Annotated in this window: 19 protein-coding genes; 17 read left to right on the top strand and 2 right to left on the bottom strand. The window is 43.6% G+C overall.

Features of this window, described 5'->3' with window-relative positions; all coding sequences use genetic code 11:
- Positions 1 to 139 precede the first annotated feature (139 nt).
- The 3 genes from deoB (at position 140) to MHI15_RS04465 (ending at position 3,679) form a co-directional block, all read left to right on the top strand.
- Positions 140 to 1,318, top strand: coding sequence for a phosphopentomutase (gene deoB, locus MHI15_RS04475; RefSeq protein WP_340394271.1), 1,179 nt, complete (start codon positions 140 to 142; stop codon positions 1,316 to 1,318).
- Positions 1,319 to 1,367: 49 nt separating this feature from the next.
- Positions 1,368 to 2,186, top strand: a complete 819-nt coding sequence (locus MHI15_RS04470; RefSeq protein WP_036676055.1) for a purine-nucleoside phosphorylase — start codon at positions 1,368 to 1,370, stop codon at positions 2,184 to 2,186.
- A 161-nt stretch (positions 2,187 to 2,347) separates the two neighbouring features.
- Entirely contained in the window at positions 2,348 to 3,679 is a 1,332-nt protein-coding gene (locus tag MHI15_RS04465; protein ID WP_341164156.1) for a pyrimidine-nucleoside phosphorylase, read from the top strand.
- A 110-nt stretch (positions 3,680 to 3,789) separates the two neighbouring features.
- On the opposite strand, the gene MHI15_RS04460 is transcribed toward MHI15_RS04465, so the two are convergent.
- The gene (locus MHI15_RS04460) at positions 3,790 to 4,803 is read right to left on the bottom strand and encodes a serine hydrolase domain-containing protein (protein WP_341164155.1); all 1,014 of its coding nucleotides are present in this window, start codon (positions 4,801 to 4,803) and stop codon (positions 3,790 to 3,792) included.
- A gap of 374 nt (positions 4,804 to 5,177) precedes the next feature.
- Here MHI15_RS04460 and MHI15_RS04455 point away from each other — a divergent pair, with 374 nt between their 5' ends.
- From MHI15_RS04455 to MHI15_RS04395, 13 genes are all read left to right on the top strand, one after another.
- Positions 5,178 to 6,314 carry a D-alanyl-D-alanine carboxypeptidase family protein gene (locus MHI15_RS04455; protein WP_256715834.1) on the top strand — a complete coding sequence of 379 codons (1,137 nt, stop codon included), beginning with the start codon at positions 5,178 to 5,180 and terminating at the stop codon, positions 6,312 to 6,314.
- 175 nt (positions 6,315 to 6,489) lie between these two features.
- The gene (spoIIAA, locus tag MHI15_RS04450) at positions 6,490 to 6,843 is read left to right on the top strand and encodes an anti-sigma F factor antagonist (RefSeq protein WP_036676057.1); all 354 of its coding nucleotides are present in this window, start codon (positions 6,490 to 6,492) and stop codon (positions 6,841 to 6,843) included.
- Positions 6,840 to 7,295, top strand: a complete 456-nt coding sequence (gene spoIIAB / locus MHI15_RS04445) for an anti-sigma F factor (protein WP_036676058.1) — start codon at positions 6,840 to 6,842, stop codon at positions 7,293 to 7,295. The genes spoIIAA and spoIIAB overlap by 4 nt, the downstream gene beginning before the upstream one ends.
- Before the next feature lie 11 nt (positions 7,296 to 7,306).
- Positions 7,307 to 8,062, top strand: a complete 756-nt coding sequence (gene sigF, locus MHI15_RS04440) for an RNA polymerase sporulation sigma factor SigF (protein WP_036676059.1) — start codon at positions 7,307 to 7,309, stop codon at positions 8,060 to 8,062.
- A gap of 96 nt (positions 8,063 to 8,158) precedes the next feature.
- Positions 8,159 to 11,089 (top strand): sensor histidine kinase, encoded by a 2,931-nt coding sequence (locus MHI15_RS04435; RefSeq protein ID WP_341164154.1) that lies wholly within the window; start codon positions 8,159 to 8,161, stop codon positions 11,087 to 11,089.
- A gap of 37 nt (positions 11,090 to 11,126) precedes the next feature.
- Entirely contained in the window at positions 11,127 to 11,789 is a 663-nt protein-coding gene (locus tag MHI15_RS04430; RefSeq protein ID WP_076219667.1) for a response regulator transcription factor, read from the top strand.
- Between the two features lie 208 nt (positions 11,790 to 11,997).
- Positions 11,998 to 13,596 (top strand): methyl-accepting chemotaxis protein, encoded by a 1,599-nt coding sequence (locus tag MHI15_RS04425; protein WP_076129498.1) that lies wholly within the window; start codon positions 11,998 to 12,000, stop codon positions 13,594 to 13,596.
- 41 nt (positions 13,597 to 13,637) lie between these two features.
- Entirely contained in the window at positions 13,638 to 14,741 is a 1,104-nt protein-coding gene (cheB, locus tag MHI15_RS04420) for a chemotaxis-specific protein-glutamate methyltransferase CheB (RefSeq protein WP_340396993.1), read from the top strand.
- A gap of 165 nt (positions 14,742 to 14,906) precedes the next feature.
- A complete protein-coding gene (locus MHI15_RS04415) occupies positions 14,907 to 15,911 on the top strand; it encodes an AraC family transcriptional regulator (protein WP_076129500.1) in 1,005 nt (334 codons plus the stop codon).
- A gap of 199 nt (positions 15,912 to 16,110) precedes the next feature.
- A complete protein-coding gene (locus MHI15_RS04410; RefSeq protein WP_076278371.1) occupies positions 16,111 to 17,526 on the top strand; it encodes an MFS transporter in 1,416 nt (471 codons plus the stop codon).
- A gap of 133 nt (positions 17,527 to 17,659) precedes the next feature.
- A complete protein-coding gene (locus MHI15_RS04405) occupies positions 17,660 to 18,427 on the top strand; it encodes an ABC transporter ATP-binding protein (protein WP_341164153.1) in 768 nt (255 codons plus the stop codon).
- A 4-nt stretch (positions 18,428 to 18,431) separates the two neighbouring features.
- Positions 18,432 to 20,393 (top strand): ABC transporter permease, encoded by a 1,962-nt coding sequence (locus tag MHI15_RS04400; protein WP_341164152.1) that lies wholly within the window; start codon positions 18,432 to 18,434, stop codon positions 20,391 to 20,393.
- Between the two features lie 46 nt (positions 20,394 to 20,439).
- Positions 20,440 to 20,661, top strand: coding sequence for a hypothetical protein (locus MHI15_RS04395; protein ID WP_076129504.1), 222 nt, complete (start codon positions 20,440 to 20,442; stop codon positions 20,659 to 20,661).
- An 88-nt stretch (positions 20,662 to 20,749) separates the two neighbouring features.
- Here MHI15_RS04395 and MHI15_RS04390 read toward each other — a convergent pair whose 3' ends face one another.
- A complete protein-coding gene (locus MHI15_RS04390) occupies positions 20,750 to 21,757 on the bottom strand; it encodes an ABC transporter substrate-binding protein (protein ID WP_076129505.1) in 1,008 nt (335 codons plus the stop codon).
- A gap of 213 nt (positions 21,758 to 21,970) precedes the next feature.
- Here MHI15_RS04390 and MHI15_RS04385 point away from each other — a divergent pair, with 213 nt between their 5' ends.
- Positions 21,971 to 23,029: a FecCD family ABC transporter permease gene (locus MHI15_RS04385; protein WP_076129506.1), complete on the top strand. Its 1,059-nt coding sequence runs from the start codon at positions 21,971 to 21,973 to the stop codon at positions 23,027 to 23,029.
- Positions 23,030 to 23,087 lie beyond the last annotated feature (58 nt).

Raw genomic sequence — 23,087 nt, 5'->3', positions numbered from 1 at the left:
GAAACGGATACCTGACAGGCGATACATTGTATCGCTAGCTACGGAAGCGTCTGACTTCCGGGAGAAGGTACAGCCGTTTCTTCTTGTTGGTGCAAACGAATGAACGAACGATCTATATTAAAAAAGGAGTGAAGACAATATGTCCTCATTTAAACGAATTGGTTTTATTGTTTTGGATAGTGTAGGTATCGGAGAAGCTCCAGATGCTGCGAATTTTGGTGATGCAGGGTCGCATACGCTTGGCCATATTTTGAACCGTGTTCCCGGATTAAAACTGCCTAACCTTCAGCAGTTAGGATTAGCTAATATTGCTCCGCTGCCGCCACTTGAACCTGTAGCTTCACCAACTGGATATTATGGCAAGATGCAGGAAGTATCTGTAGGTAAGGATACGATGACCGGGCACTGGGAGCTGATGGGGCTGAAAATTGAGGTTCCATTCAATACGTATCCGGATGGATTTCCGGCAGAATTGATTGAGAAATTCGAAGCAGCAACTGGCCGGAAAGTGATCGGTAATAAACCGGCTTCCGGTACGGAAATTTTAGTTGAATATGGCGAAGAGCAGATAAAGACCGGAGCTTGGATTGTGTATACCTCTGCGGACAGTGTATTCCAGCTTGCGGCACATGAAGATATCATTCCACTGGAAGAGCTATACAGCGCGTGTAAAATCGCCCGTGAGCTAACTATGGCTCCTGAATTCTCCGTAGGGCGCGTTATTGCTCGTCCATATGTTGGCGAACCAGGAAAGTTCGTACGGACCTCGAATCGCCATGATTATGCCGTGAAACCACCGGAACCAACGGTAATGAATTCGCTGGCTGATATCGGAAAAGATGTTATCGCGGTAGGAAAGATCAACGATATTTTCACAGGTGAAGGGGTTACAGCTTCTTACCCTACGAAGAGCAATGAACATGGTATCGAAGTTACCATTGAGCAGCTTCGCCAACCGTTCAACGGGTTGCTGTTCACGAATCTGGTGGATTTTGACTCTTTATATGGACACCGTCGCGATCCGGAAGGATACGGTCATGCACTGGAAGTATTCGATCAGGCGTTGCCTGAAATTCTATCCACGCTTGGTGAAGATGACCTGTTGATTATTTCAGCAGATCATGGGAATGATCCAATCCATAGTGGAACAGATCATACTCGTGAATATGTGCCGCTGCTTATTTACAGCCCACGCCTTAAGCATCCAGATAGCTTGGGTATTCGTGAGACCTTCTCGGATGTTGCTGCAACCATTGCTGATAATTTCGGTGCGAAGGCGCCGCAGTATGGGACAAGCTTTTTAGCGAAACTGCAATAAAAGAATGTGGGTTGCGCCACAACATTCATTAAGGAGGATCATCCATAGCATGTTAACTCAAAAAGAAATTCAAGAAGCAGCCATTTATATAAAAGACAAATGTCCGGTGGCTCCGGAAATTGGATTGATCCTTGGTTCAGGACTCGGTGTGCTTGCAGATCTGATCACCGATGGAATCAGCATTCCATATGATGAGATTCCTCACTTCCCTGTGTCCACTGTAGAAGGGCATGAGGGAGAACTGCTGATCGGTATGATTGAAGGACGCCGTGTCGTGATGATGAAGGGCCGCTTTCATATGTATGAGGGTTATGGACCGGAGGTTACGGCATTCCCTGTTCGGGTTATGAAAGAACTTGGTATAGCCAGCCTATTAGTAACTAATGCTGCTGGTGGAGTGAACACAGATTTCACGCCGGGCGATCTTATGCTCCTTACGGATCATCTGAATATGACGGGACGGAACCCGTTAATAGGACCTAATGATCCTGCACTGGGCGTGCGCTTCCCGGATATGTCAACCGCTTATAGCCGCCGCCTGATCAAGGTAGCGAAGGAAACGGCAGCGCAGCAGAATTTCGAATTCAAAGAAGGCGTATATGCAGGTCTGCTGGGACCTTGCTACGAAACACCTGCTGAAATCGTAATGCTTCGTCATCTAGGGGCTGACGCTGTGGGCATGTCTACTGTGTCGGAAACCATTGTTGCCCGGCATGCAGGTATCGAGGTATTGGGTATCTCCTGTATTACTAACATGGCTGCGGGAATTCTGGATCAACCGCTCAACCATGAAGAGGTTATGGAAACTGCAGATCGTGTGCGTGAGCGTTTCCTGAAGCTGGTGTTGGGCTTTATTCCGAAAATGTAATTTCGGGTACTGCATTATGAATTTTTGGGAGGTCCAATCTATGACACAAGTGAATGAGCTTGAGCCATTGACGTTTGAACAGATAATGAAGGTAACTAATTTGACTAGACCAAAATTTATCGGACTTGCTCGCGCAATTGTCCGTGAAGTGCAGGTGTAATATGAGAGCTGTCGATATTATTCAGAAAAAAAGAGATGGTGGAGAGCTGAGTCGTGAGGAAATTTCCTTTTTAATACAGGGCTACAGTAAAGGTGAAGTGCCTGATTATCAGCTCTCTGCATGGGCAATGGCTGTTTATTTCCAAGGCATGAACGCGCGGGAAACCGGCGATCTAACGATGGAAATGGCGATGTCCGGCGATCAAGTAGATCTTAGCCCAATTGCAGGCATTAAGGTTGATAAACACTCCACAGGCGGAGTGGGCGATAAAACAACTGTAGTACTGGCACCCTTGGTAGCTTCTGCTGGAGTACCGGTAGCGAAGATGTCCGGCCGCGGACTTGGGCACACTGGAGGCACGCTCGATAAGCTGGAGTCCATCAGTGGTTTCTCTATCGAGATGGCTCGTGAGCGTTTCTTTGACCAAGTAGGGGAGATCGGGGCTGCCGTGATCGGCCAGTCGGGTAACATTACACCCGCAGACAAAAAGCTGTACGCCCTTCGGGATGTAACTGCAACAGTTGAATCCATCCCCCTTATTGCAAGCTCTGTGATGAGCAAGAAGATTGCAGCAGGTGCGGATGCGATCGTGTTGGATGTCAAAACAGGCAGCGGTGCTTTTATGAAGACGCTGGATGATTCTATAGCACTCGCTCAGGCGATGGTTGACATTGGAACGCATCTGGGTCGCAATACCGTTGCGATTATCAGTGATATGGATCAGCCGCTTGGTTACGGGATCGGAAATGCGTTGGAAATTAAGGAAGGAATCGAGACCTTGAAGGGTCACGGTCCGAAGGATCTGCAGGAGGTCTGTCTTATTCTGGGCAGCCAGATGCTTGTTCTTGGCGGCAAAGCCAAGGATGAAGCGGAGGCACGTTCGATTCTTATGACGCATATTGAAGATGGCAGTGCGCTAGAGAAGTTCAAACAAATCGTGAAGGCACAAGGTGGAGATGTATCGCAAATTGATTTTCCGGAGAAGCTCCCTACGGCTAAGCGATTCATTGAAGTGAAAGCAAAAACCAAAGGATTCATAGAAGGGATTCAGGCCGAGGAAATTGGCGTTGCGGCTATGCTGCTTGGAGCTGGACGTGAAACTAAGGAATCCGTAATCGATCTGGCTGTGGGGATTCAACTTTCTAAAAAGGTTGGAGATGCTGTAGAGATCGGCGAGACGCTTGCAGTCTTGCATATCAATGATGCCAGTGAGAAGAAAGTAGAGGAAGCTGAAGGTAAGGTGTTAGAAGCCTACCGTATCACTTCTGAACCTGTTCCTGCCCAACCTTTGGTATTTGCACTTGTTACTAAAGATGGGGTAACACGGTACTAGCCTAGGCAATATAAATATTGTCATGGCTATGGCCTTAAACAAACAACAAAGCAGCGATCCTCCCATAACGGGAAGGTCGCTGCTTTGCGTTTTGCTCAATGGTGCAATATTTATAACTGATTATTAATCTTATTGAATATCTGCGAAGCCCCGCTGCTTGTATTACATAATACGACCACAGTCTCGCCACTAGCTGGATAGATAGCCGACCGGAAGGAAACACCGGGATCATAGCCCATAATGTGAAATTTGAACACTTTTTCTTCGCGGAGGGTAATCCATACACCATAACCATAATAGCCTTCGCCATCCACATGTACATGGGGAGTAAGCAATAATGAAGTGAGTACTGGACTCAATAATGTATGGTTGATTAACCCGCTCCAGAATAGCTGCATGTCGGGGGCAGTGACGAAAGCTCCACCGTCAGCGCCTCCTTTTACCGGGATTGAGTAGATGTTGGTTCTCCAGTTTCCGTTCTCTTCCTCTATGTATCCTAGTGCACAGTTGGCAGGTAAGGCATCTAACGTAAAGTAACCGGATTGCTCCATTCCGCAAGGCTTAAAGATGTGCTGCTCTACATACTCGGAAAAAGTCATTCCACTCAATTCCTCCACCAGAAGGCCTAGCACGATATAGCCGGCATTGTTGTAGTGAAAACGTTCGCCAGGAGTCCACATCATGGGAAGGGTTCGGAACATCGGCACAAAATTCTCAAGCTGTCGCAAGGTGTACATAGGCCGTGCCTTCCACAGATCCTCGAAATCATCCATAATTGTTTCATCAAAATAATCCGGAATACCAGAGCTATGCGTTAGCAGCTGATGTATGGTGATGTCGGGACTAAAGAGAGGAAAATCTACTTTTTTAAGATAATCTATTAGTCTACTTTCAAAAGAAATCAATCCCTGATCGACCAGCTGGCAGACAGCGATCGCGGTAAATATTTTACACCCGGAAGCAATGCCGAACCGAGTATGAATATTGTTTTCGCGCTTATCCGACTTATTGGCATAACCGTAACAACTGCTGATGACTTTTTTATCAGGTTGTTGTACCAGCACTACACCAGAGAAATTGTTCTGTTTAGCTTCTGCTTCAATACAATCTGCAAGGTGGTTCATCTGTATATTCACTCCTCTATAAGCAGTTAAGTTCTTAAATACCATTCGTTAAAATATTACATTTTCCTTTAAAGGGGGGTTAAATGAGTACGGAAAAATTGGAAATACTTAAAAATTGAATTAACTTTTGATCTCCCCTATAATAAAAATGCTCTGCAACTGCTGCTGGGCTTTTTTTTATTGACAACATCATTACTTCTTGCGATAAATTATTATAGTTATTTACTTGGAAATGGAATAATTTCCACCCTTTCTGACGAAACTGGAACACAGTACCTGTGATATGAAGGTTAACGTTCAGGAGGGGAACCATTGTGAGAAAAATGCGTTTTGCTGTGCTTGTGCTCTGTATCGTTGTGTCGGTTCTAGGACCGATGTCAGGTGCTTATGCTGAGGAAAAAAGCAAGAATTCTGGCAGTAATGCTGCCGCTGTAGATCTTGCGCCTGGTGCGCGTTCAGCGATTTTGATGGATGCAGGCACTGGCACTATTATTTATGAAAAGAACAGCCATGATAAGCTGCCTCCCGCAAGTATTACGAAGATTATGACGATGCTGCTTACGGTGGAAGCACTGGATGAAGGAAGACTGCAACTGACGGATAAGGTGCGCACGAGTGAATATGCCGCATCGATGGGCGGATCGCAAATTTTCCTGGAGCCTGGTGAAGAAATGTCGGTGGATGAGATGCTCAAAGGCATCGCTATGGCCTCCGGTAATGATGCATCTGTGGCAATGGCAGAGAAAATAGCGGGTTCGGAGAGCGCTTTTGTCGATCTGATGAATAAAAGAGCGGAAGAGCTGGGTCTGAAAGATACCCACTTTGCCAATTGCAACGGTCTTCCAGCTGCTAATCACTATTCCTCAGCCTACGATATTGCGGTAATTAGCCGGGAGCTTTTAAAGCATGATAGAATTATCAAATATACCGGTTCCTATCAGGATTATCTGCGTAAGGATTCCACCAAACCATTCTGGTTGGTAAACACGAACAAGCTTGTACGTTTCTATACAGGCGCTGATGGACTGAAAACAGGATATACCGCTGAAGCAAAATTCTGCTTATCCGCTACGGCTGCAAGAGACGGTCTGCGTGCTGTTGCTGTTGTGCTGGGTGAGCCGAACACGAAGACACGGAACAGTGAAGTGTCGGGCATGTTTGACTATCTCTTTTCGCAATATAAGATCCACACTATTCACAAAGAAGGGGACGCTATCGGTACCCTTAAGATTGAGAAGGGTGTGAAGTCCGAGCTGCCGATTACGGCGAAAGAGACGTATAGTGTTCTTTTGAAAAAAGGTGTGACGCAAGAAGGCATTCGTCACGAACTAGTACTTCCAGAAAGCGTGAAGGCACCAGTGGCTGAAGGCCAGTCCATAGGCAAGCTGGTTGTCTACCAAGGAACCCAAGTGATTAAAGAGTATGAACTTAAAGCAGGGGAAGCTGTGGCAAAAGCAGGCTGGTGGAAGCTCTTTAAACGTACAACAGGCTCGATGTTCGGCATGGATTAAAAAGAGCTTTTTTGTAGATTGCGCCCATGTGCTTTGTAGATTCATAGGGGTTTTCTTCTAGTTTTGTCGTGAGGCAGGATTCCTGATTTGCCACGTAGAAACCTTGTCCTTGAAGAGAATGGGTACTGTCTCTTAAGGCCAAGTTTTCAAAGCAACGAAGAGGAGAGTGGCAAGCATGAATTCTAATGTGGAAATGGAGCATCACAGGGGTGTGCTGATTGTCCGTTTATCTGGGGAACTCGATCATCATGCCGCCGATTTTGTAAGAATGGATATGGATGAAGCGATTATGCGGGGTCAGGTATCGCATTTGATCCTTAGCCTTAAGCATCTGCAGTTTATGGACAGTTCGGGTCTCGGCGTAATTCTGGGAAGGTATAAACTGATCCATAGTAAAGGCGGCAAAATGGTGGTGTGTGATGCAACGGCACCTGTGAAGCGACTTCTGGAAATGTCAGGCCTGTTCAAGATCATGCCCCTATATGACGACGAGAGCACTGCACTCTCGGATTTGGAGGTTGCGTTATGACAAATGGTAAGGCTGGTAACTTCATGAACGTGCAGTTCGCTGCACTCTCGGAGAACGAATCATTCGCGCGTGTAGTTGTAGCGGCGTTCGTTTCTAGGCTTGATCCTACAATGGACGAGCTGAATGATCTGAAGACAGTCGTGTCGGAGGCGGTCACCAATTGTATTATTCATGGGTATGATAGTGATCCGGAAGGTATTGTGACTATTTCAGCTTCGCTGGACAACGAAACGGTACATTTAACCATTGAGGATCAGGGACGGGGCATTGAGGATTTGGAGTTGGCACAACAGCCGCTATATACCTCAAAGCCAGAGCTGGAGCGGTCGGGCATGGGCTTTACCATTATGGAGAATTTCATGGATGAATTTGAAGTCACTAGTGAACCGGGACACGGTACTTCGATCTCAATGAAGAAAACCATCGTTTCGAAAAAAGCTTTATACAATTAGGGGTTGGAGCCATGGATGCAGAGTCAAAAAAAGCTCCGCCGACCTATTTGGACGATGCGGAGGTCAAACGTCTTATCGCGCTCAGTCAGGCCGGAGATAATCTTGCCCGAGACACACTAGTTAGCTGCAATATCCGGTTGGTCTGGTCGGTAGTGCAGCGGTTTATGAACCGCGGGTATGAACCTGACGATTTGTTCCAGATCGGTTGCATCGGGCTCTTGAAGTCCGTTGATAAGTTCGACCTCAGCTATGAGGTCAAATTCTCCACTTATGCCGTGCCGATGATCATTGGCGAGATTCAGCGTTTCCTTCGCGACGATGGAACCTTGAAAGTTAGCCGTTCTCTTAAGGAGATGGCTAATAAGGTCCGCAAGATGAAGGATGAAATGTCTAAGACGCTGGACCGTCTGCCTACCATCGGTGAAGTTGCTGAGGCACTGGGGGTTACCCCTGAAGAAGTGGTATTTGCTCAGGAAGCTAACAAGCCACCGACCTCGATTCATGAGACGGTGTTCGAGAATGATGGCGACCCGATCACACTGATTGATCAAATCGCTGATGAATCACAGGAACGCTGGTTTGATAAGCTGGCACTGAATGAGGCTATCGGAGGTCTCAGCGAGCGTGAACGGCTGATTGTTTATCTTCGGTATTACCGTGACCAAACGCAGTCAGAGGTTGCCAGTCGCCTTGGGATTTCTCAAGTCCAGGTATCCCGGCTGGAGAAGAAAATATTGCAGAATATCCGCGAGCAGATTGCTCAGTAGATAATGGCTAAAATGTAAAGACGCTTGCGAAATAGCGAATAGGAAGAAAAAGCCGCCCCGAAAAGGGGGGGCTTTTTATGTGGAGGGAATCTCAATATGCATTCACTTGGCGACAAGGATATGACCTCATGGTCTATTGACATGGAAGCGAATTTGCTGACAATGTCGAATGTTTTGGAGAAATGGGTGGACTGTTCAGATCATGCTTTAACGCATAACCCCAATTTTTTACGTGAATATGTGTACGGTGAGGATCTTGAACGCTTTGATGCGTATATAGATAAATTATACTCTGGTCACCTATGTAATCTTGAGTATCGTATGCAGTTACCTGCAAAAGCGCTGAAGTGGGTTCAAAGTATAGGCACGCCCGTTTTTAATCAAGAGCATAAGGTTTGTCGAATAGATGGCGTCATCATAGATATCACGGAACAAAAAAATGCTCAAGCCCAGTTAGAGAGTAGCTTTTCTCTGTATCAGCAGATGTTTGCTGCGATCGATGTGGCGATTTGGTCATACGACTACGTATCACGGAAAATGTTATTCATATCGGATGCCATTCTCAATATCACGGGATATTCACCAGAACAGGCGAAGGAAGATGACTTTTGGCTAAGAATTGCTCCTAAAGAAGAGCGGCCTTTAATTCAAGAGATTATAACTACAGTGGGGCAAGGAATAAGCAATCTCAGTGAATATCGGATCATCCATGCCAGCGGTGAACTCCGATGGGTCCAAGTCAGGATCATTCCCAGTATGGATGAGACAGGGGCAGTGGTACGGCTCAATGGGATCTTAATCGATCATACGGAAAAAAAGCAGATGCAAGAGGTTCTATTAAAAAGCGAGCAGCGCTACAAATCCCTGTTTGACCATAATCCAGATATCGTGTGTGAATTGGATATGCAGGGCAGCATTGTGGCTATCAATCCAGCGGCAGAGCAAATTACTGGAGAAGCTTTTAATAGATTCGGAGAGAACTTATCCATTGTGAATTTATTTGGCGCAGAGAATTCGCATATGATGTCTGATTATTTTGATAAAACGGTTGGCGGAGTTCTGCAGCATTATACGGTTACTTCTGTCCGCGAGAATGGATTAGTTAACCATTGGTCGATGAAAAACATCCCTGTACATGAAAACAATCAAATTGTGGGTACCTTTGTTATCGCAAGAGATACCACTGCATCTGTGGAGGTAGAAAAGCGGCTGGCTCAGCGGGAGGCGGAGTACAGGCTTATTACAGAGAATATGGAGGATATGATTGGGGCTCTGGATCAGCAAGGGAACTTCATTATTGCTTCGTCCTCTTGTGAGAAAATTATTGGTCTTCCTGTAGGTTCAATAAAGAACACAACTATTTTGGAGTATATTCATCCTGATGAACAAGAAGTGTTGCGGGAACAGATCTTGGATATTTTTCGGACAAAAGTATGTAAGATGTTTTACAATCGGTTTATTCACATCAAAGGTCACATTATAGACCTGGAATGCTTGGGTACACCTGTTCTTGGTGAGGATGGAGAAGTAGTTAGTATTGTGATCGTAGCGAGAGACATTACAAAAAGGGTCCAGATGGAGAGTGAACTTAGAGAAAGCGAGGAACTCAATCGGCTGCTTATTGATATGTCACCTGAAGCGGTAGTACTCCATAGTGAATATAAATTCCTTTATGTGAATTTTTCCTGTTTAGGATTGTTTGGAGTTTGTAGTGAGGATCAATTGATTGGCACCTCTATTTTTAATTGGGCCCACCCGGACTATATAACGCTGGCTAGAGATCGGATGCGTGAAATCTATTATGGACCCAATCGGATATTAGCTCCTGTTGAACAAAAGGTCGTGCGGTCAGATGGATCTATTATCGATGTAGAAGTAACAGCTAGCTCAATTCTATACAAGGGTAAGGTTGCATGTATCTCTATCTTTAGGGATATCAGTGATCGGAAAAAAATTGAGGTGGAAAGACAGCTTACAGAGCAGATCATTCGGAACAGCGAGGAAAGGTATTTCAACTTACAGATGAGTCTTGATCAATTCTCGCAAGATTTGTTTGGTGCGATGAAGATCAGTCACATGGAACAACGATTACTGAAAGAAGTTAGAGAGGTCTTGCGGGTTACCAATATTTGTATGGTTGAAGTTGAAGATAACCATGATAAAATATGCGAGATTATTGAGACCGAGCGGGGCTATTCACTGAAGATCGGAGAGTTCCGAAGAAAAAGCTATATTCTATCCATTAATGAGAAGTCTATTTTATTAGAAATAAGTTCTGTTCGAGTGTGGCTGAAGACGATTACCCGTTATGTTAGTGTGTTATTTGATAATTTTTTGCTCATAGAAGATCTAACTAAGGACCTTGAGTTAGCGGCTTCCGAGCAAGCTCCGACATGGTTGCTGCGCTTTATGTTTAATTTATCCGAGAATGAACGCAAACGGCTGGCTCAAGATTTACATGATTCAGCCCTTCAAGAACAGATCATCTGGTATCGTAAGCTTGATAATTTTTTAAGTGATAAATCCGTTACGGGGGAACTAAAGGAACAGCTAGAACAGATCACAGAAGGTTTACTCGATGTTATCTATGAACTGCGGATGATCTGCAATGAGCTTAGGCCACCAGCATTAATCAATGAGGGGCTTGCTTCCTCACTTGAGACGTTGTTTGAATTTGCTCAGCTGCGGAACGACTATCAGATTTATTTTGAGTCAACAGCTTTCAAGCATAAGTTAAAAGACGAGATTCTAATAGGTCTGTACCGTATTGTGCAGGAACTTTTGGCTAACGCAGCTAAACATTCCTGTGCCACAGAAGTACGTATCTCCTTAGCTAGCGAAGGGCAACAGGTGCTTTTGGATTATGAAGATAACGGAATTGGAACGAGCCTTTTAGGAGAGGATTCTCTTAAGAGCATGGGGATTTATGGGATGAAAGAAAGGGTTCGCAGTATGGATGGGACCATACGATTTCTTTCGCCAGAGAATAAGGGATTAGCTGTCTTTATATCCATACCTGCAGATTAATCATGGGGCATAATAAGGGGATAGGGGTGTATTAGGCATGATTCGAATTTTGTTAGTGGACGACCATCCCTCTGTCATGGAAGGGACTAAGATGATACTGGAACAAGAGGGAGATATGGAGGTTACCCTAGCCAATTCAGCCCATGAGGCGCTTAACATGGTGGGTAGCCATACGTTTGACGTGATGCTGTTTGATCTTCATATCGCTGATGGGAATGGGATTGATTTGGCGAAGGAAGTCTTAAAAATAAACGCAGACGCGATTATCTTAATCTACACCGGATACGAAATTACAAACAAATTCAACTTGATGATTGAATCGGGTTTGTTTGGATTTATTTCAAAAACGACCAATAGAGAGCAGTTGGTTGCAGCAGTGCGTTGTGCTTTAAGGGGAGATGTCATTTTGCCTCATACCCTAGTTAAACAGTTAAGAAAAGTATCACCTAAAGGAATGGAGATTAATATTGACCAAGCAAACCCGAAGATAAGCAAAAAAGAGCATGAAATGCTGACAGAGATTGCAAAAGGAAAAAGCAACAAGGAAATAGCAGAGATTGTACTTATGAGTCAACGATCGCTGGAATACAGTTTAACGAGTCTGTTCCAAAAACTAAATGTGAAATCAAGAATTGAAGCGGCAATAAAAGCTAAACGACTGGGCATATTGAAGGAGTCCGATTTCAACAATTCACTATGAAAATTCGTAACAAACAAATAGATCAAAATCCCGTTCACGGTGCTGTGAGGCGGGATTTTTTGGTCTGCGCTTTTTTTGCGGGACGACGCAATATTTTTGCGTGGTCGCGCTATTTTTTTTCGGTTACCTTAATCTGCTTACCGTATATGATGAAATAGTTCCTAAGAATTACTAAAAAATGACTAACGCCAATGAGGGGCTGAGGAAAATGAAGTGGTTTTATAATTTAAGGACAGCAGTGAAGTTAATCTCCGCATTTCTGTTAGTATCCGCAATATTGTGCTTTGTAGGATTCTATGGAATTACGAATTTGAGTAAGATGGACCGCTCTATCGTGGACATGTACGAAAATCGCTTAACACCTATAGCTTATCTGGGAGAAGCGAATGAACTATTTTTAACAAATAGAATCAATATCCGTGATATAAACACGATGGCTAAAACAGCGGCAGAAAAGAAAGAATACGAAGATAAAATACATAAAAACGTTCAAAGTATTGAAGAGATCATGGGTAAATATAGCAAGACTGCGTTGAGGGAAGAAGAATTGGCGATAATGAAAGATTATCCTGAGATCTGGCAACGTTATATCACAAGTCTTGATGATACTATTGAAATTGATAAAACAAATATTAGTAATGAAAAATATACAAATTATTTGCGCGAAAGTGATTTGCAAACAGCCACAACAGAGCTGACTAACTTTCTGCAAAAATTAATAGACATCAATATGAAGCAGGCTCAAGGTTCGATTGTTAATGCCAATGACCTTTATCAGTCCTCTCGTTTGATTACGTTTAGCGTTACTATTGTTGCGCTGCTCATCAGTATTGGTCTGGGTCTTCTAATATCGCAGATCATAGCACGGCCTCTAAATCAAGTAATGCGCCTGCTAGGTAAAGTGGCTAATGGTGATTTAAGCGAAACGTCGAATCTGGAATCTAAGGACGAGATTGGAATGCTAGCTTATTCTGTTAATGAAATGGTTCTGAACCTAAGACGCACTGTGAGCGGCATTTCGTCTTCTGCGGAAAGTGTCTCAGCTGCTGCACAGCAAATCTCAGCTAGTACAGAGGAAGTAGCCAGTGGAAGTATGAGTCAAGCTAGTGCAGCACAAACGATGAATGAGTTGTTCCGAGAATTATCTGCGGCGATTAATTCAGTAGCCCAGAGTGCTGAACAGGCTTCTGAGCTTTCAGATCAAACGATGCGTATCGCTCAAGATGGAGGGATCGTGGTTAAGAACTCCGTACAAGGAATGGCAGTACTGGATACACAAATGTCTAGACTTGCGGAAGACTCCGATAAGATTGGTGAGATTATCGCGGTGATTGAAGATATTGCCCAACAAACAAATCTGCTTGCCCTAAACGCAGCGATTGAAGCGGCACGCGCAGGTGAACAAGGTCGAGGTTTTGCCGTTGTTGCGAATGAAGTAAGAAAGTTAGCTGAGCGGAGCAGTGGGGCTACGAAACAAATCACGGGCATTATCAAAGAAATGCAGAAGAATACGCAGCACAGTGTAAATGCTGTAGTAGAAGGAGTAGCTTTTTCACAAAAAAATGGAGAAGCCTTTGAACATATCCTTACGATGGTGAACGATACCGCTCATAAAGTAACAGAAATTGCAGCTGCCAGTGAAGAACAGGCCGCACAATCGTCTGAGGTGATGTTCTCAATTGAGAGCATATCCGCCGCAACTGAAGAAATGGCGGCAAGCAGCAGTGAAACGGCAACGACCGCCAATGCTTTGGCTCAGCTAGCAGAAGAGTTAAATAGTCTGGTATCTATTTTTAAAGTTAAATAAACAGTGTCAGGGGTATTATCATTGATAGGAGAGGAGAAGTAGTGCAAAAAATAAAGGTGCTCGTTGTAGCTGCTTCAGTAACCATGCGTAAACAGATCTCGAACCTAATTTCGGAGGATTCAAGCCTCGAGATCATTGGAGTAGCTCGAAATGCATCCGAAGCGATCAGCATGGTTCAAAAACTCAGGCCCGATGTCGTGGCTATAGATATAGAAATGCCGGAATTGAACGGTTTGGTAGCACTCACAAGCATAATGTCTCAGCGGCCAACACCTATACTTATCTTGAGCTCCGCTACAAAGGATGGAATAACAGCAACCATTACTGCTCTACAAAATGGTGCAGTGGATTTCATATCCAAGCCGGCTCAATCTTATGGACCTGGTCTATACAGCATAAAAGATGAGTTATTATTCAAAATTAAGAAAGCCGCTGAAATTCCTTTAAGAACTCTTATTCTTAACAATATAAACATCTCCAAAGTGAAAGCTCGACAAGAGAAACAAAACAACGTTAAGAGTGGATGTACAGAAGTTATTGAGCAGATCGTGGGAATTGGATGCGGAGTAGGGGGGCCGAAGGCATTAGAAATCTTAATTTCCTCGCTCCCGGCGAGCTTCCCGTATCCCCTGCTGGTTGTTCAACATATGCCACCTAAGTACACAAAAGCATTGGCGGAACGACTGAATCGGTTCTCAAGTGTACGGGTGGTGGAAGCCAAGGACAAGCAATCTGTGCTCGGGGGAACCGTCTATATCGCTCCAGGTAATTCTCATATGACCATTATTCAGGAGGGGCAGGATCTCAGAATAAAACTTATGAAAAAGCCTGCAGTGAATGGACACTGTCCTTCGGTCGATATCTTGTTTGAGTCTATATCTGCACTAACTGGTCTACAGCAGCATTTAATCCTAATGACCGGAATGGGAAGTGATGGCGCCAAAGGGATGCTGGCTGCCAAACACGCTGGCGCCCAATCAACGCTAGTAGAATCGCAAGAAACTTCTATTGAAAGTGAAATGCCTGAAGCAGCCGCGAAGCTGGGTTGTGTGGATTACGAGCTGCCCTCGCATTTGTTAGCCTCGAAGATTATGGAGGTTACGGGGGAGCTGAGATACCGGAGGGATGCATTTCCATCGGTTTGAACGGTCTTATTTTACTACTAAAAAAGCGTTGGCAGGATAAAATCCGCCAATGCTTTTTTGTGTTTCATGTTGACACTTTCAAGTGATAACAATTATCATTTACGAAGCAAGAGTAGAGATCATGTAACTCATCGTATACAAGGAGCGAAGAAGGAGAGGTTTGCGATGACTTTAAATATATTGAATATGGAAATTCATGATCTTTTTGATCAATTTACAGAACGGATAGAGGGGCATGTTGAACATAACCAATGGGAACAGCGGCTTACTATTCCTTCACATATTGGTAAGGGAAGCGTCACCCGTACACGGATTCGTCCAGGTATGGAGATTATGTATACGGACATAACTTACGAACAGGATATGAAGCTCCACATTCAAGAAGCTTGTCCGTTGTTTGAACTAAGCTATAATCTAAGCGGAGAAATCTATTGCGAATGGAACGGCAAGGAAAGTTACACGGATAAACAAATGGGCAATGTCCTTTTTCTAGAGGATGTTCAGGTGTATGAAGAGAAAAAAGCAGGTGTCCCCAATCAATTGCTGGAAATACGGTTTGCTCCTAGTGAACTGCTGAATTACGCCGGAGATTTATCGGAGACACAGCAAATGGAAACCTGGCTTAGACATCATCGTGGAAATATTGATCGTTATCCAGATACTGCGGCAATCCGAAAATGTGTCTCCGAAATGATCCACTGTACCTATCATGGAACATTGAGACGTTTATATATGGAGAGCAAAGCCCTTGAATTTATTGCTTTGTTTGGTGAGTCTGATGGTTACGGTTCTATTAGCGATAGTATGACGCTGCGGCATGATGATATTACTAATCTGAAGCGGGTACATGAATTGGTGCAAATCCATTTCGAACAACCGTTATCTATACGTGAGTTGGCTAAGCGGGTAGGTATCAACGAATTCAAGCTGAAAAAAGGCTTCCGCGAATTATTTGGCATGACGATCTTCGAGCTTGTACGTATAAAAAGGATGGAGAAAGCGCTCTGGTATATGGAGGTTGAAGGTTTGAATATAGGGAAAACAGCTGTTTCGGTCGGATATAGCAATGTCAGCAATTTCACGACGACCTTCCGTAAGCATTATGGCTGCAATCCAAGCGAATACTTAAAACGTATCGAACAACAGAGTTTGGAACGAAACAGGCTGTAGGAAGATTTGTAAATGCAGAAAGCTTAAAGCTTCAGGTGTTAGAACATAGGGTTCGGAATCGAACGTTATCTTCTGCATGCTTGAGGTTTTTTTGTGTTTGCTCCCTTATCAAGGAGTGAACCTCCCTTAACAGGTAGAGAAAAAGACCACTCTAAATGATAATAATTTCATAGATTGCAGATAAAAAGGTGGTCATACAATGGGACAACAACAAGTAGATTCACGCAGGTGGTATGCGCTGGGGGTTATTTTACTGCCAACATTACTTATTTCATTAAATACTTATATGATTCAAGTTGCGCTTCCATCTATGCAATATAGCTTGAACGCAAGCTTTTCGGAAGCACAGCTTATCGTTACCGGATTTTCGCTAGGATTAGCTGTGGCGTTGATTATTAGCGGAAAGCTTGGGGATATATACGGCAGAAAACGGATGTTGATGATCGGGGTGAGCGGGTTTACGGTCATGGCAGTGTTAGGCGGATTGACCTCAGATCCGGCACTTCTGATTGTTATTCGGATTGTGCAGGGATTGGCTGCGGCGCTTATTCAACCTCAGGTTCTATCTACGCTGCAGGTCAGCTTTCTGCCAAAGGAAAAAGGGCTTGTTTTCGGCATTTACGGCGCAATGATTGGCATTGGATTTGCATTCGGATTCATCCTCGGAGGTACTATTGTGAATTGGAATCCGTTCGATCTCGGTTGGCGGACAGTATTTTTTTTCAATGTGCCATTTGGACTTCTCGTCCTGCTGTTAATGCCGATTGTACCTGAAACACGGGCTGAGCAGGCGCACAGTATTGATTGGACTGGAAGCTTCCTTCTGCTGATCGGTTTGTTCCTGTTGATCTATCCGTTGTCAGAGGGACAAAAACAAGGGTGGCCGTTGTGGATTTTTGGCTGTCTAATGTTAGCTCTTTTCGTGTTGTTTACTTTTATCTGGGTTGAAAATCGCAAGGGAAAGCAGGGGACGTTACCGTTAGTCGATCTGTCTATTTTCAGAGATCGAACATTTAGCGCTGGTCTGGCAACCGTTCTTGTCCTTTATCTAAGTATGTTCTCTTTCTTTTTTATTTTGAGCTATTATATGCAATTTGGTTTGCACTATAGTGTTCAAGATACCAGTATGGTTTTCTTGCCTATAGGGATAGGCTTTTTTCTGACTTCCCTAATCTCTTCTCGAATGGTCAAAAGATGGGGGATGAGTGTACTTAAGATAGGAGCGCTGATGATGGGGAGCTGTAGTCTGCTGCTTATGTTAGAGCTAAATGTGGACGTTACGCAGCTGCTAGACCCTCGTAATATCCTACTATTATTGATATATGGTTTCGGTCTCGGAATGGCTACTACACCTCTAGTCAACGTTACGCTTAGTTCAGTACCCACAAAGATCACGGGCACGGGTTCAGGCTTGATCACTACCTTTATGTATTTTGCAAATTCGTTAGGAGTGGCGTTAATCGGTATTTTATTCTCCGCTTCGCTAAAGCATTCTCTTTTGGAAGCAGATCTAGCGGATTATGTAAGGGCGTTTTCCTTCTCATTAGCAGCAATCGGAGGACTTGCTTTTACTGGTTTTCTTTGCCTTTGTTTTTTGCGGGAGCGGAAATTATAGAGGAGGTATCCTGCTTTTTTACGCTGTGAGCAATCTAACAAACGAACGCTCTTCTTAGCTTTATAGTAATACCGAGTGATTGAATTCCATTTAATGTAACTCACTCCAAACTTATCAATTAGAAGGTGCCAGGATGTCCATACTGCAAGTAGAGAATCTCTCGAAAGAATATAAAGGCAAAGGTAAAACGAATCGGTTTCGAGCGCTGAACGGGATTAGTGTTAGTGTGGATAGTGGCGAGTTTGTGGCGATTATGGGACCCTCGGGGAGCGGGAAAACAACACTTTTAAATATACTAAGCGGAATAGACTCGGAGTATAGTGGGGTTGTAAGAATTGCAGATATTAGTATAAGTGAGATGTCCAAGAACGAGCTTGCGATTTTTCGCCGGCAGCGTATGGGATTCGTTTTTCAGGATTACAATCTGCTGGATAGTCTGACCCTACGGGAAAATATCATGGTGCCCATGGTGCTGGATGATCAAGAGGTAGAAGATATCAATGCCAAGACAGATGAGACGTTATCGCTATTCGATCTGGATGAGGTGAAGGACAAATATCCTTATATGGTTTCAGGGGGGCAACAGCAGCGGGCGGCGATCAGCAGGGCGATTATAAATCATCCAGATGTGATTTTTGCGGACGAGCCGACGGGGAATTTGGATTCCAAATCCTCGAGTACGGTGATGAAGACCTTCGCCAAGCTCAACACTCTAAAAGGAGCAACGATAGTGATGGTCACACATGATCCTTTTGCGGCCAGCTATTGTAATCGGGTGCTTTTTATCAAAGATGGGAAGGCTCTACTAGAGATTGCTAGAGAGAATAAAGAGCGCAGAGCATTTTTGGATCTGATTCTGGAGAACCTGGCCTTTATTGGAGGGGGAGAAGATGACCTTTAGGAGAATGGCATTTCAGATATTTAAGGCGAATCTTAGAAGATATTTGTTATTTTTCCTATGCAGCAGCTTTACGGTTATGATCTTTTTTACATTTTATTCGCTGTACAGTAATCCTGATTTTAATGACCCTTATCAAGTGAATGGGATGGTGTCAGGTAATTTATATGCTCCTTTTTTGGTGATAAGGGTGTTTGCTGTTCTGTTTATTGTATATGCTCAAATGGCCTTTTTAAAATTCAGAAAAAGCGACTTTGGGCTATTAATGGTACTTGGAATGACAAGCCACAATATCCGCAAAATCATTTTGTTCGAGAATAGCATGATCGCTTTAGCCTCGATTCTCACTGGTTTAGGTGCAGGGACAGTTTTCTCCGGTATTTTTTTCTTTATTGTTTCGCTGTTTGTAAATATTGGGGACAGTGCTTTTATACTGACGCCGGATAGTTATCTGTATACCATTAAATTCTTCGCGGTGATTTACATAGTGGTGATTGCAGTCAATTTGCTACTAACTTTGCGATACAGTATTTTACGTCTTTTAAAAGAGTCCAGAACCGCAGAACGCAACCTGATTCATGGGAAAATCACCGGGGTCATCGGAGTTTTACTCTTGGGAATCTCCGTTTATAATATGCTCACTCATTACAACCCTTCCGATGCTCGCATGATGTTAATAAATCTGGGGATTAGTATGTTAGGCGTTTATTTGCTGCTGTCAGGACTTGGGGACTGGTTGAAACTTTTTATATCGCGATCAAGCAAAGCATATCACAAGCACCTGCTGTTTAGTTCCAATTTGATCTATACCCTTGGTCGTTCCAAAATAGTGCTTTCTCTTATCACCTTCCTCGTTTTCATCACGATTTCTCTAAGCGGGATTATTTTTTATTTGACCTGGAATGCTGAGGATATTCCGATTGCAAACAATCCATATGATATTGCCTATTCAGAAGTATTCGGAAAAAATAACATCTCACCAAAAATACTAAGCGAGATCACGGATCATGGCACCACGCCGCTGCTTTCACACCAAAAGCTGGAGTATATCGACTTGTTTAATTTCAAAATATTTCTGGACCAGAATATAAACGCATTAATCGGCACTGATTATCATGTGGAGAAAGATCACTTTCTAAATCTGGCCATAGTTGCACAAGGAGAAGAGTGGAAGAATCAAAGACCGGAAATGCCCACCTTTGATCTGATGCTTGCTTCCGGGAAGCATACGCTGTATTCACAAGGTATCCTATTTGACATGGTATTTAACCCTGTGCCGAATCTAATGAATGGTCTTCATATCATTGTAAACGAAGAGGATTATATGGCGCTAAAAGCGGAAAATAAACAAGCGATCGGTAATCTTCAGCTCCTGAATTTTAAGGATTGGAAAAAAACTGCGGATATAGATGCTAAGTTAAATGCCGCTTTAGCCAAATATAATAAAGACAATACAGAGTCCTGGTATGGCAATGAGCGGCAAGAGGCCCTCGTATTCTCTACGAAGTCTAGAATAAGTGACTATCTACAGTTACAGGAGTCTGGCCGATTTGGAATCTTCGTAATTTCATTTGTTGGTTTAATATTTTTCGGCGCTTCTGGGATAGTGCTGCATTTCAGTATTCAGACAGATTTAGAGCGTGAGCGGATCAAATTCAGGAAGCTGAACAAGATTGGAATTACTTCTAAGGACGTGGCCCGCATTATAGGCGGCCCTTTAAAAGTGCTGTTTTTTCTCCCGTATGCATTAGGTATTGCATTGTCTTCTTTTTATGTTGTTAGTTCTTCCAGGGTTGAAATGTCTGCAGCTCTGGAGCCGATGTGGTTTTGTTTGTTGGTAGGCGGAGCATATCTTTTATTTCAAGTCCTTTTTTATCGTATATACACCAAAATATACACTCGCAATATGCTGGCACATATTCAGCTACTCGATATTCCTTTAATAGAACAAAAGGGGATTTCAATTTAATCCCAAATATGATAATATTGGTGCACAAAACGTAGGGGGATTACATTTGAAAAAGATTTTATCCAGAATTGCAGTCGCATTAATGATCTTGACCCTTGTTGCGATAGTCACTTGCTTTTATATTGGTGAATTCACCTATGCGTATGGATTAATTTTGGTGCTGTTTTTCGTATTTGCGGGGATGGGGCAGCTCTATAAGCTTAAAAATGATGAGTATATGTACAAAAAACTAAATAACACCGATGAGTATAATGAATATACTAGATGATATAAATTCAACAGAAACTTCTTATGTATAGCCAAACCCCCCACTTTAGACAGTGCCTAAAGTGGGGGGTTTTTGTATGTGCCTATGTTTATTTCTTACCGTTGCGTTCAAGAATCATATCTACGAACAGATCAATCTGTGCGGTAATCGCAATCGGATCATAGCGGTAGTAGGTATCAAAATCATTGTAAAATAGATGATCGTTCTTCGCAGCATCAAGTCCGTTCCAAACTGGAGATTCCTTCAGTTCTTTCAGCTTATCCCCTTTTTTGTCAGGATCATAAGTGGTGAGGAACATGTAGTCAGCTGCATATTCGGGCAATAGCTCCATGGACAGCTGCAACGTTTGGTTGTCGTTGCTGTTCTTAGTAGGCATTTTTAGCTTAAGTGCGTTATAAAGGGCTTGTCCGCCACGGCCAGCATTATTTCCGAAGGTCCATAGCTCCCCTTTATCAGTCAGCTCATAGATTCCAAAAGTATCATTTTCATTTACGACACCTTTAAGCTTCTCGCGGCCTTCAGCAGCCTTTTTCTCAAAGTCAGCAATAAATTGTTCAGCTTTGTCAGGCACACCTACAATGTCACCGAACAGTTTAACAGTTTCATAGATATTTGTAGCGGTTCCGTATGGAATATGAATGGTTGGAGCAATTTTGGATAAAGCATCGTAGTTATCATCGTACATAACGACGATCAGGTCAGGTGTAAGTTCCAGAGCTTTCTCGGCGTTAACTGGAGCACCGACATCTTGTGTATTTGTGAGCAGGTCTTTCAAGAAGGGATTATCAAAGGTACTAGGTTCGACACCTACTACATTTGCTCCTACGGAGAGCAACTCCCCACCATAATAATCTGTAATAATCCGTTGTGGTTTTACAGGTATCTGTACAGTACCTTTAGTGGTTTCATAGCTACGCATTTCAGCAGCTGAAGCCTCAGGAGCAGCCGTTGGCTCAGTGCTTGGTGCTGTAGTTGCTTCTGTTGTTGCTGTTGGTTTATTAGATGAAGCATTGTTCGTTCCCCCGCAAGCTGTCACAAATACAGACAATAACATTATGAGTGCCAGGATGGGGAAGAGGGTCTTTCTTTTTAGCATGATAAACCTCCCTATATATATGTACCAATAAATAATAATGAGAATCATTATCATTATTATTTTCAATTTGAACTTTATCAAATCCTAGATTTCCTGTCAATGCAATAAAATAAATGCCTCCTATTAAATCTATCTATTGCCAAACCTAGGAAGGCTCATTTACAATAGCATAGTGATAATGAGAATCAATTTCATAGAAATAAGGTGGCATTCATGAATCAACAGATATCTTCCAAGATTAGACCTAATAAAGGGTCAGCCATACAAGAGTTCCGTTCACGTCCTTGGGCTGCCACGTTAATCTTGGTTGGCGGTCTGGTACTATTAGCACTAGGTATCGCTGTTTCAGTCTCCTTCGGAGCGGCTGATATTAAACTTTCTGTGGTGTGGGCAGCCGTGTTTCACTTTAATCCGGAGATCATGGATCATCAGATTATTAGAGAATTACGATTACCCCGTGTACTTGGCGGGGCCATGATAGGGGCCAGCTTTGCAGTTGCGGGTGCCATTATGCAGGGGATGACCCGAAATCCACTCGCAGATTCAGGTTTGATGGGCATTAACTCAGGCGCAGGATTTGCGCTGGCGCTTTGTTTTGCATTTTTCCCGAACCTATCGTTTATGTATTTGATCCTATATTCCTTCGTTGGTGCCGGAGTAGGGGCTGGGGTTGTGTATGGGGTCGGATCATTGGCCAAGGGAGGGCTGACTCCTGCTCGTCTGGTGCTGGCGGGTGCTGCTTTTAGTGCACTGCTGTCAGCACTGAGTGAAGGGGTAGCTTTATATTTTCACATTGGGCAAGATTTGGCTTTCTGGTATGCGGGAGGCGTGGCTGGGACGAAATGGATTCAGCTTAAAGTCATGTTCCCTTGGATAGGAGCGGCGTTAATAGGAGCTATGGTATTATCCCGGTCGATTACAATGCTCAGCCTAGGTGACGATGTTGCTAAAGGGCTAGGCCAGCGCACAGGGCTTGTTAAGCTGGCAGGGACTTTAATTGTATTGATTCTGGCTGGATCATCAGTTGCCGTAGTAGGAGCCGTTGGGTTCATTGGACTAATCATTCCCCATTTGACCCGTTTTTTTGTAGGTGTGGATTACAGATGGATCATTCCATGTTCAGCTATTCTCGGCAGTCTGCTTGCAGTATTTGCAGATTTAACAGCACGGATGATTAATCCCCCTAATGAAACGCCGCTTGGAGCCATTATTGCACTGATCGGTGTACCTTTCTTCCTTTATCTTGCACGTAAAGAAAGGAGGGAACTGTAATGATAGAGAAAACTTCATTCGATTCCTTCCAAGCCGCCAAAAATAAACGTGGCTTAGT

Origin of the sequence: Paenibacillus sp. FSL H7-0918 (assembly GCF_038007025.1) — a bacterium.
Taxonomy (GTDB): Bacteria; Bacillota; Bacilli; order Paenibacillales; family Paenibacillaceae; genus Paenibacillus_AQ; species Paenibacillus_AQ odorifer.
This window is presented reverse-complemented; position numbering and strand designations above follow the sequence as displayed.

What these genes read in the sequence shown, in the direction of transcription:
- MHI15_RS04415 (WP_076129500.1), top strand. Translation starts at nt 14,907, where the DNA reads ATGACTTTAAATATATTGAATATGGAAATTCATGATCTTTTTGATCAA.
- MHI15_RS04385 (WP_076129506.1), top strand. Translation starts at nt 21,971, where the DNA reads ATGAATCAACAGATATCTTCCAAGATTAGACCTAATAAAGGGTCAGCC.
- MHI15_RS04410 (WP_076278371.1), top strand. Translation starts at nt 16,111, where the DNA reads ATGGGACAACAACAAGTAGATTCACGCAGGTGGTATGCGCTGGGGGTT.
- MHI15_RS04405 (WP_341164153.1), top strand. Translation starts at nt 17,660, where the DNA reads ATGTCCATACTGCAAGTAGAGAATCTCTCGAAAGAATATAAAGGCAAA.
- MHI15_RS04460 (WP_341164155.1), bottom strand. Translation starts at nt 4,803, where the DNA reads ATGAACCACCTTGCAGATTGTATTGAAGCAGAAGCTAAACAGAACAAT.
- MHI15_RS04470 (WP_036676055.1), top strand. Translation starts at nt 1,368, where the DNA reads ATGTTAACTCAAAAAGAAATTCAAGAAGCAGCCATTTATATAAAAGAC.
- sigF (WP_036676059.1), top strand. Translation starts at nt 7,307, where the DNA reads ATGGATGCAGAGTCAAAAAAAGCTCCGCCGACCTATTTGGACGATGCG.
- MHI15_RS04465 (WP_341164156.1), top strand. Translation starts at nt 2,348, where the DNA reads ATGAGAGCTGTCGATATTATTCAGAAAAAAAGAGATGGTGGAGAGCTG.
- MHI15_RS04455 (WP_256715834.1), top strand. Translation starts at nt 5,178, where the DNA reads ATGTCAGGTGCTTATGCTGAGGAAAAAAGCAAGAATTCTGGCAGTAAT.
- MHI15_RS04430 (WP_076219667.1), top strand. Translation starts at nt 11,127, where the DNA reads ATGATTCGAATTTTGTTAGTGGACGACCATCCCTCTGTCATGGAAGGG.
- MHI15_RS04435 (WP_341164154.1), top strand. Translation starts at nt 8,159, where the DNA reads ATGCATTCACTTGGCGACAAGGATATGACCTCATGGTCTATTGACATG.
- deoB (WP_340394271.1), top strand. Translation starts at nt 140, where the DNA reads ATGTCCTCATTTAAACGAATTGGTTTTATTGTTTTGGATAGTGTAGGT.
- MHI15_RS04400 (WP_341164152.1), top strand. Translation starts at nt 18,432, where the DNA reads ATGGCATTTCAGATATTTAAGGCGAATCTTAGAAGATATTTGTTATTT.
- spoIIAA (WP_036676057.1), top strand. Translation starts at nt 6,490, where the DNA reads ATGAATTCTAATGTGGAAATGGAGCATCACAGGGGTGTGCTGATTGTC.
- MHI15_RS04390 (WP_076129505.1), bottom strand. Translation starts at nt 21,757, where the DNA reads ATGCTAAAAAGAAAGACCCTCTTCCCCATCCTGGCACTCATAATGTTA.
- spoIIAB (WP_036676058.1), top strand. Translation starts at nt 6,840, where the DNA reads ATGACAAATGGTAAGGCTGGTAACTTCATGAACGTGCAGTTCGCTGCA.
- MHI15_RS04425 (WP_076129498.1), top strand. Translation starts at nt 11,998, where the DNA reads ATGAAGTGGTTTTATAATTTAAGGACAGCAGTGAAGTTAATCTCCGCA.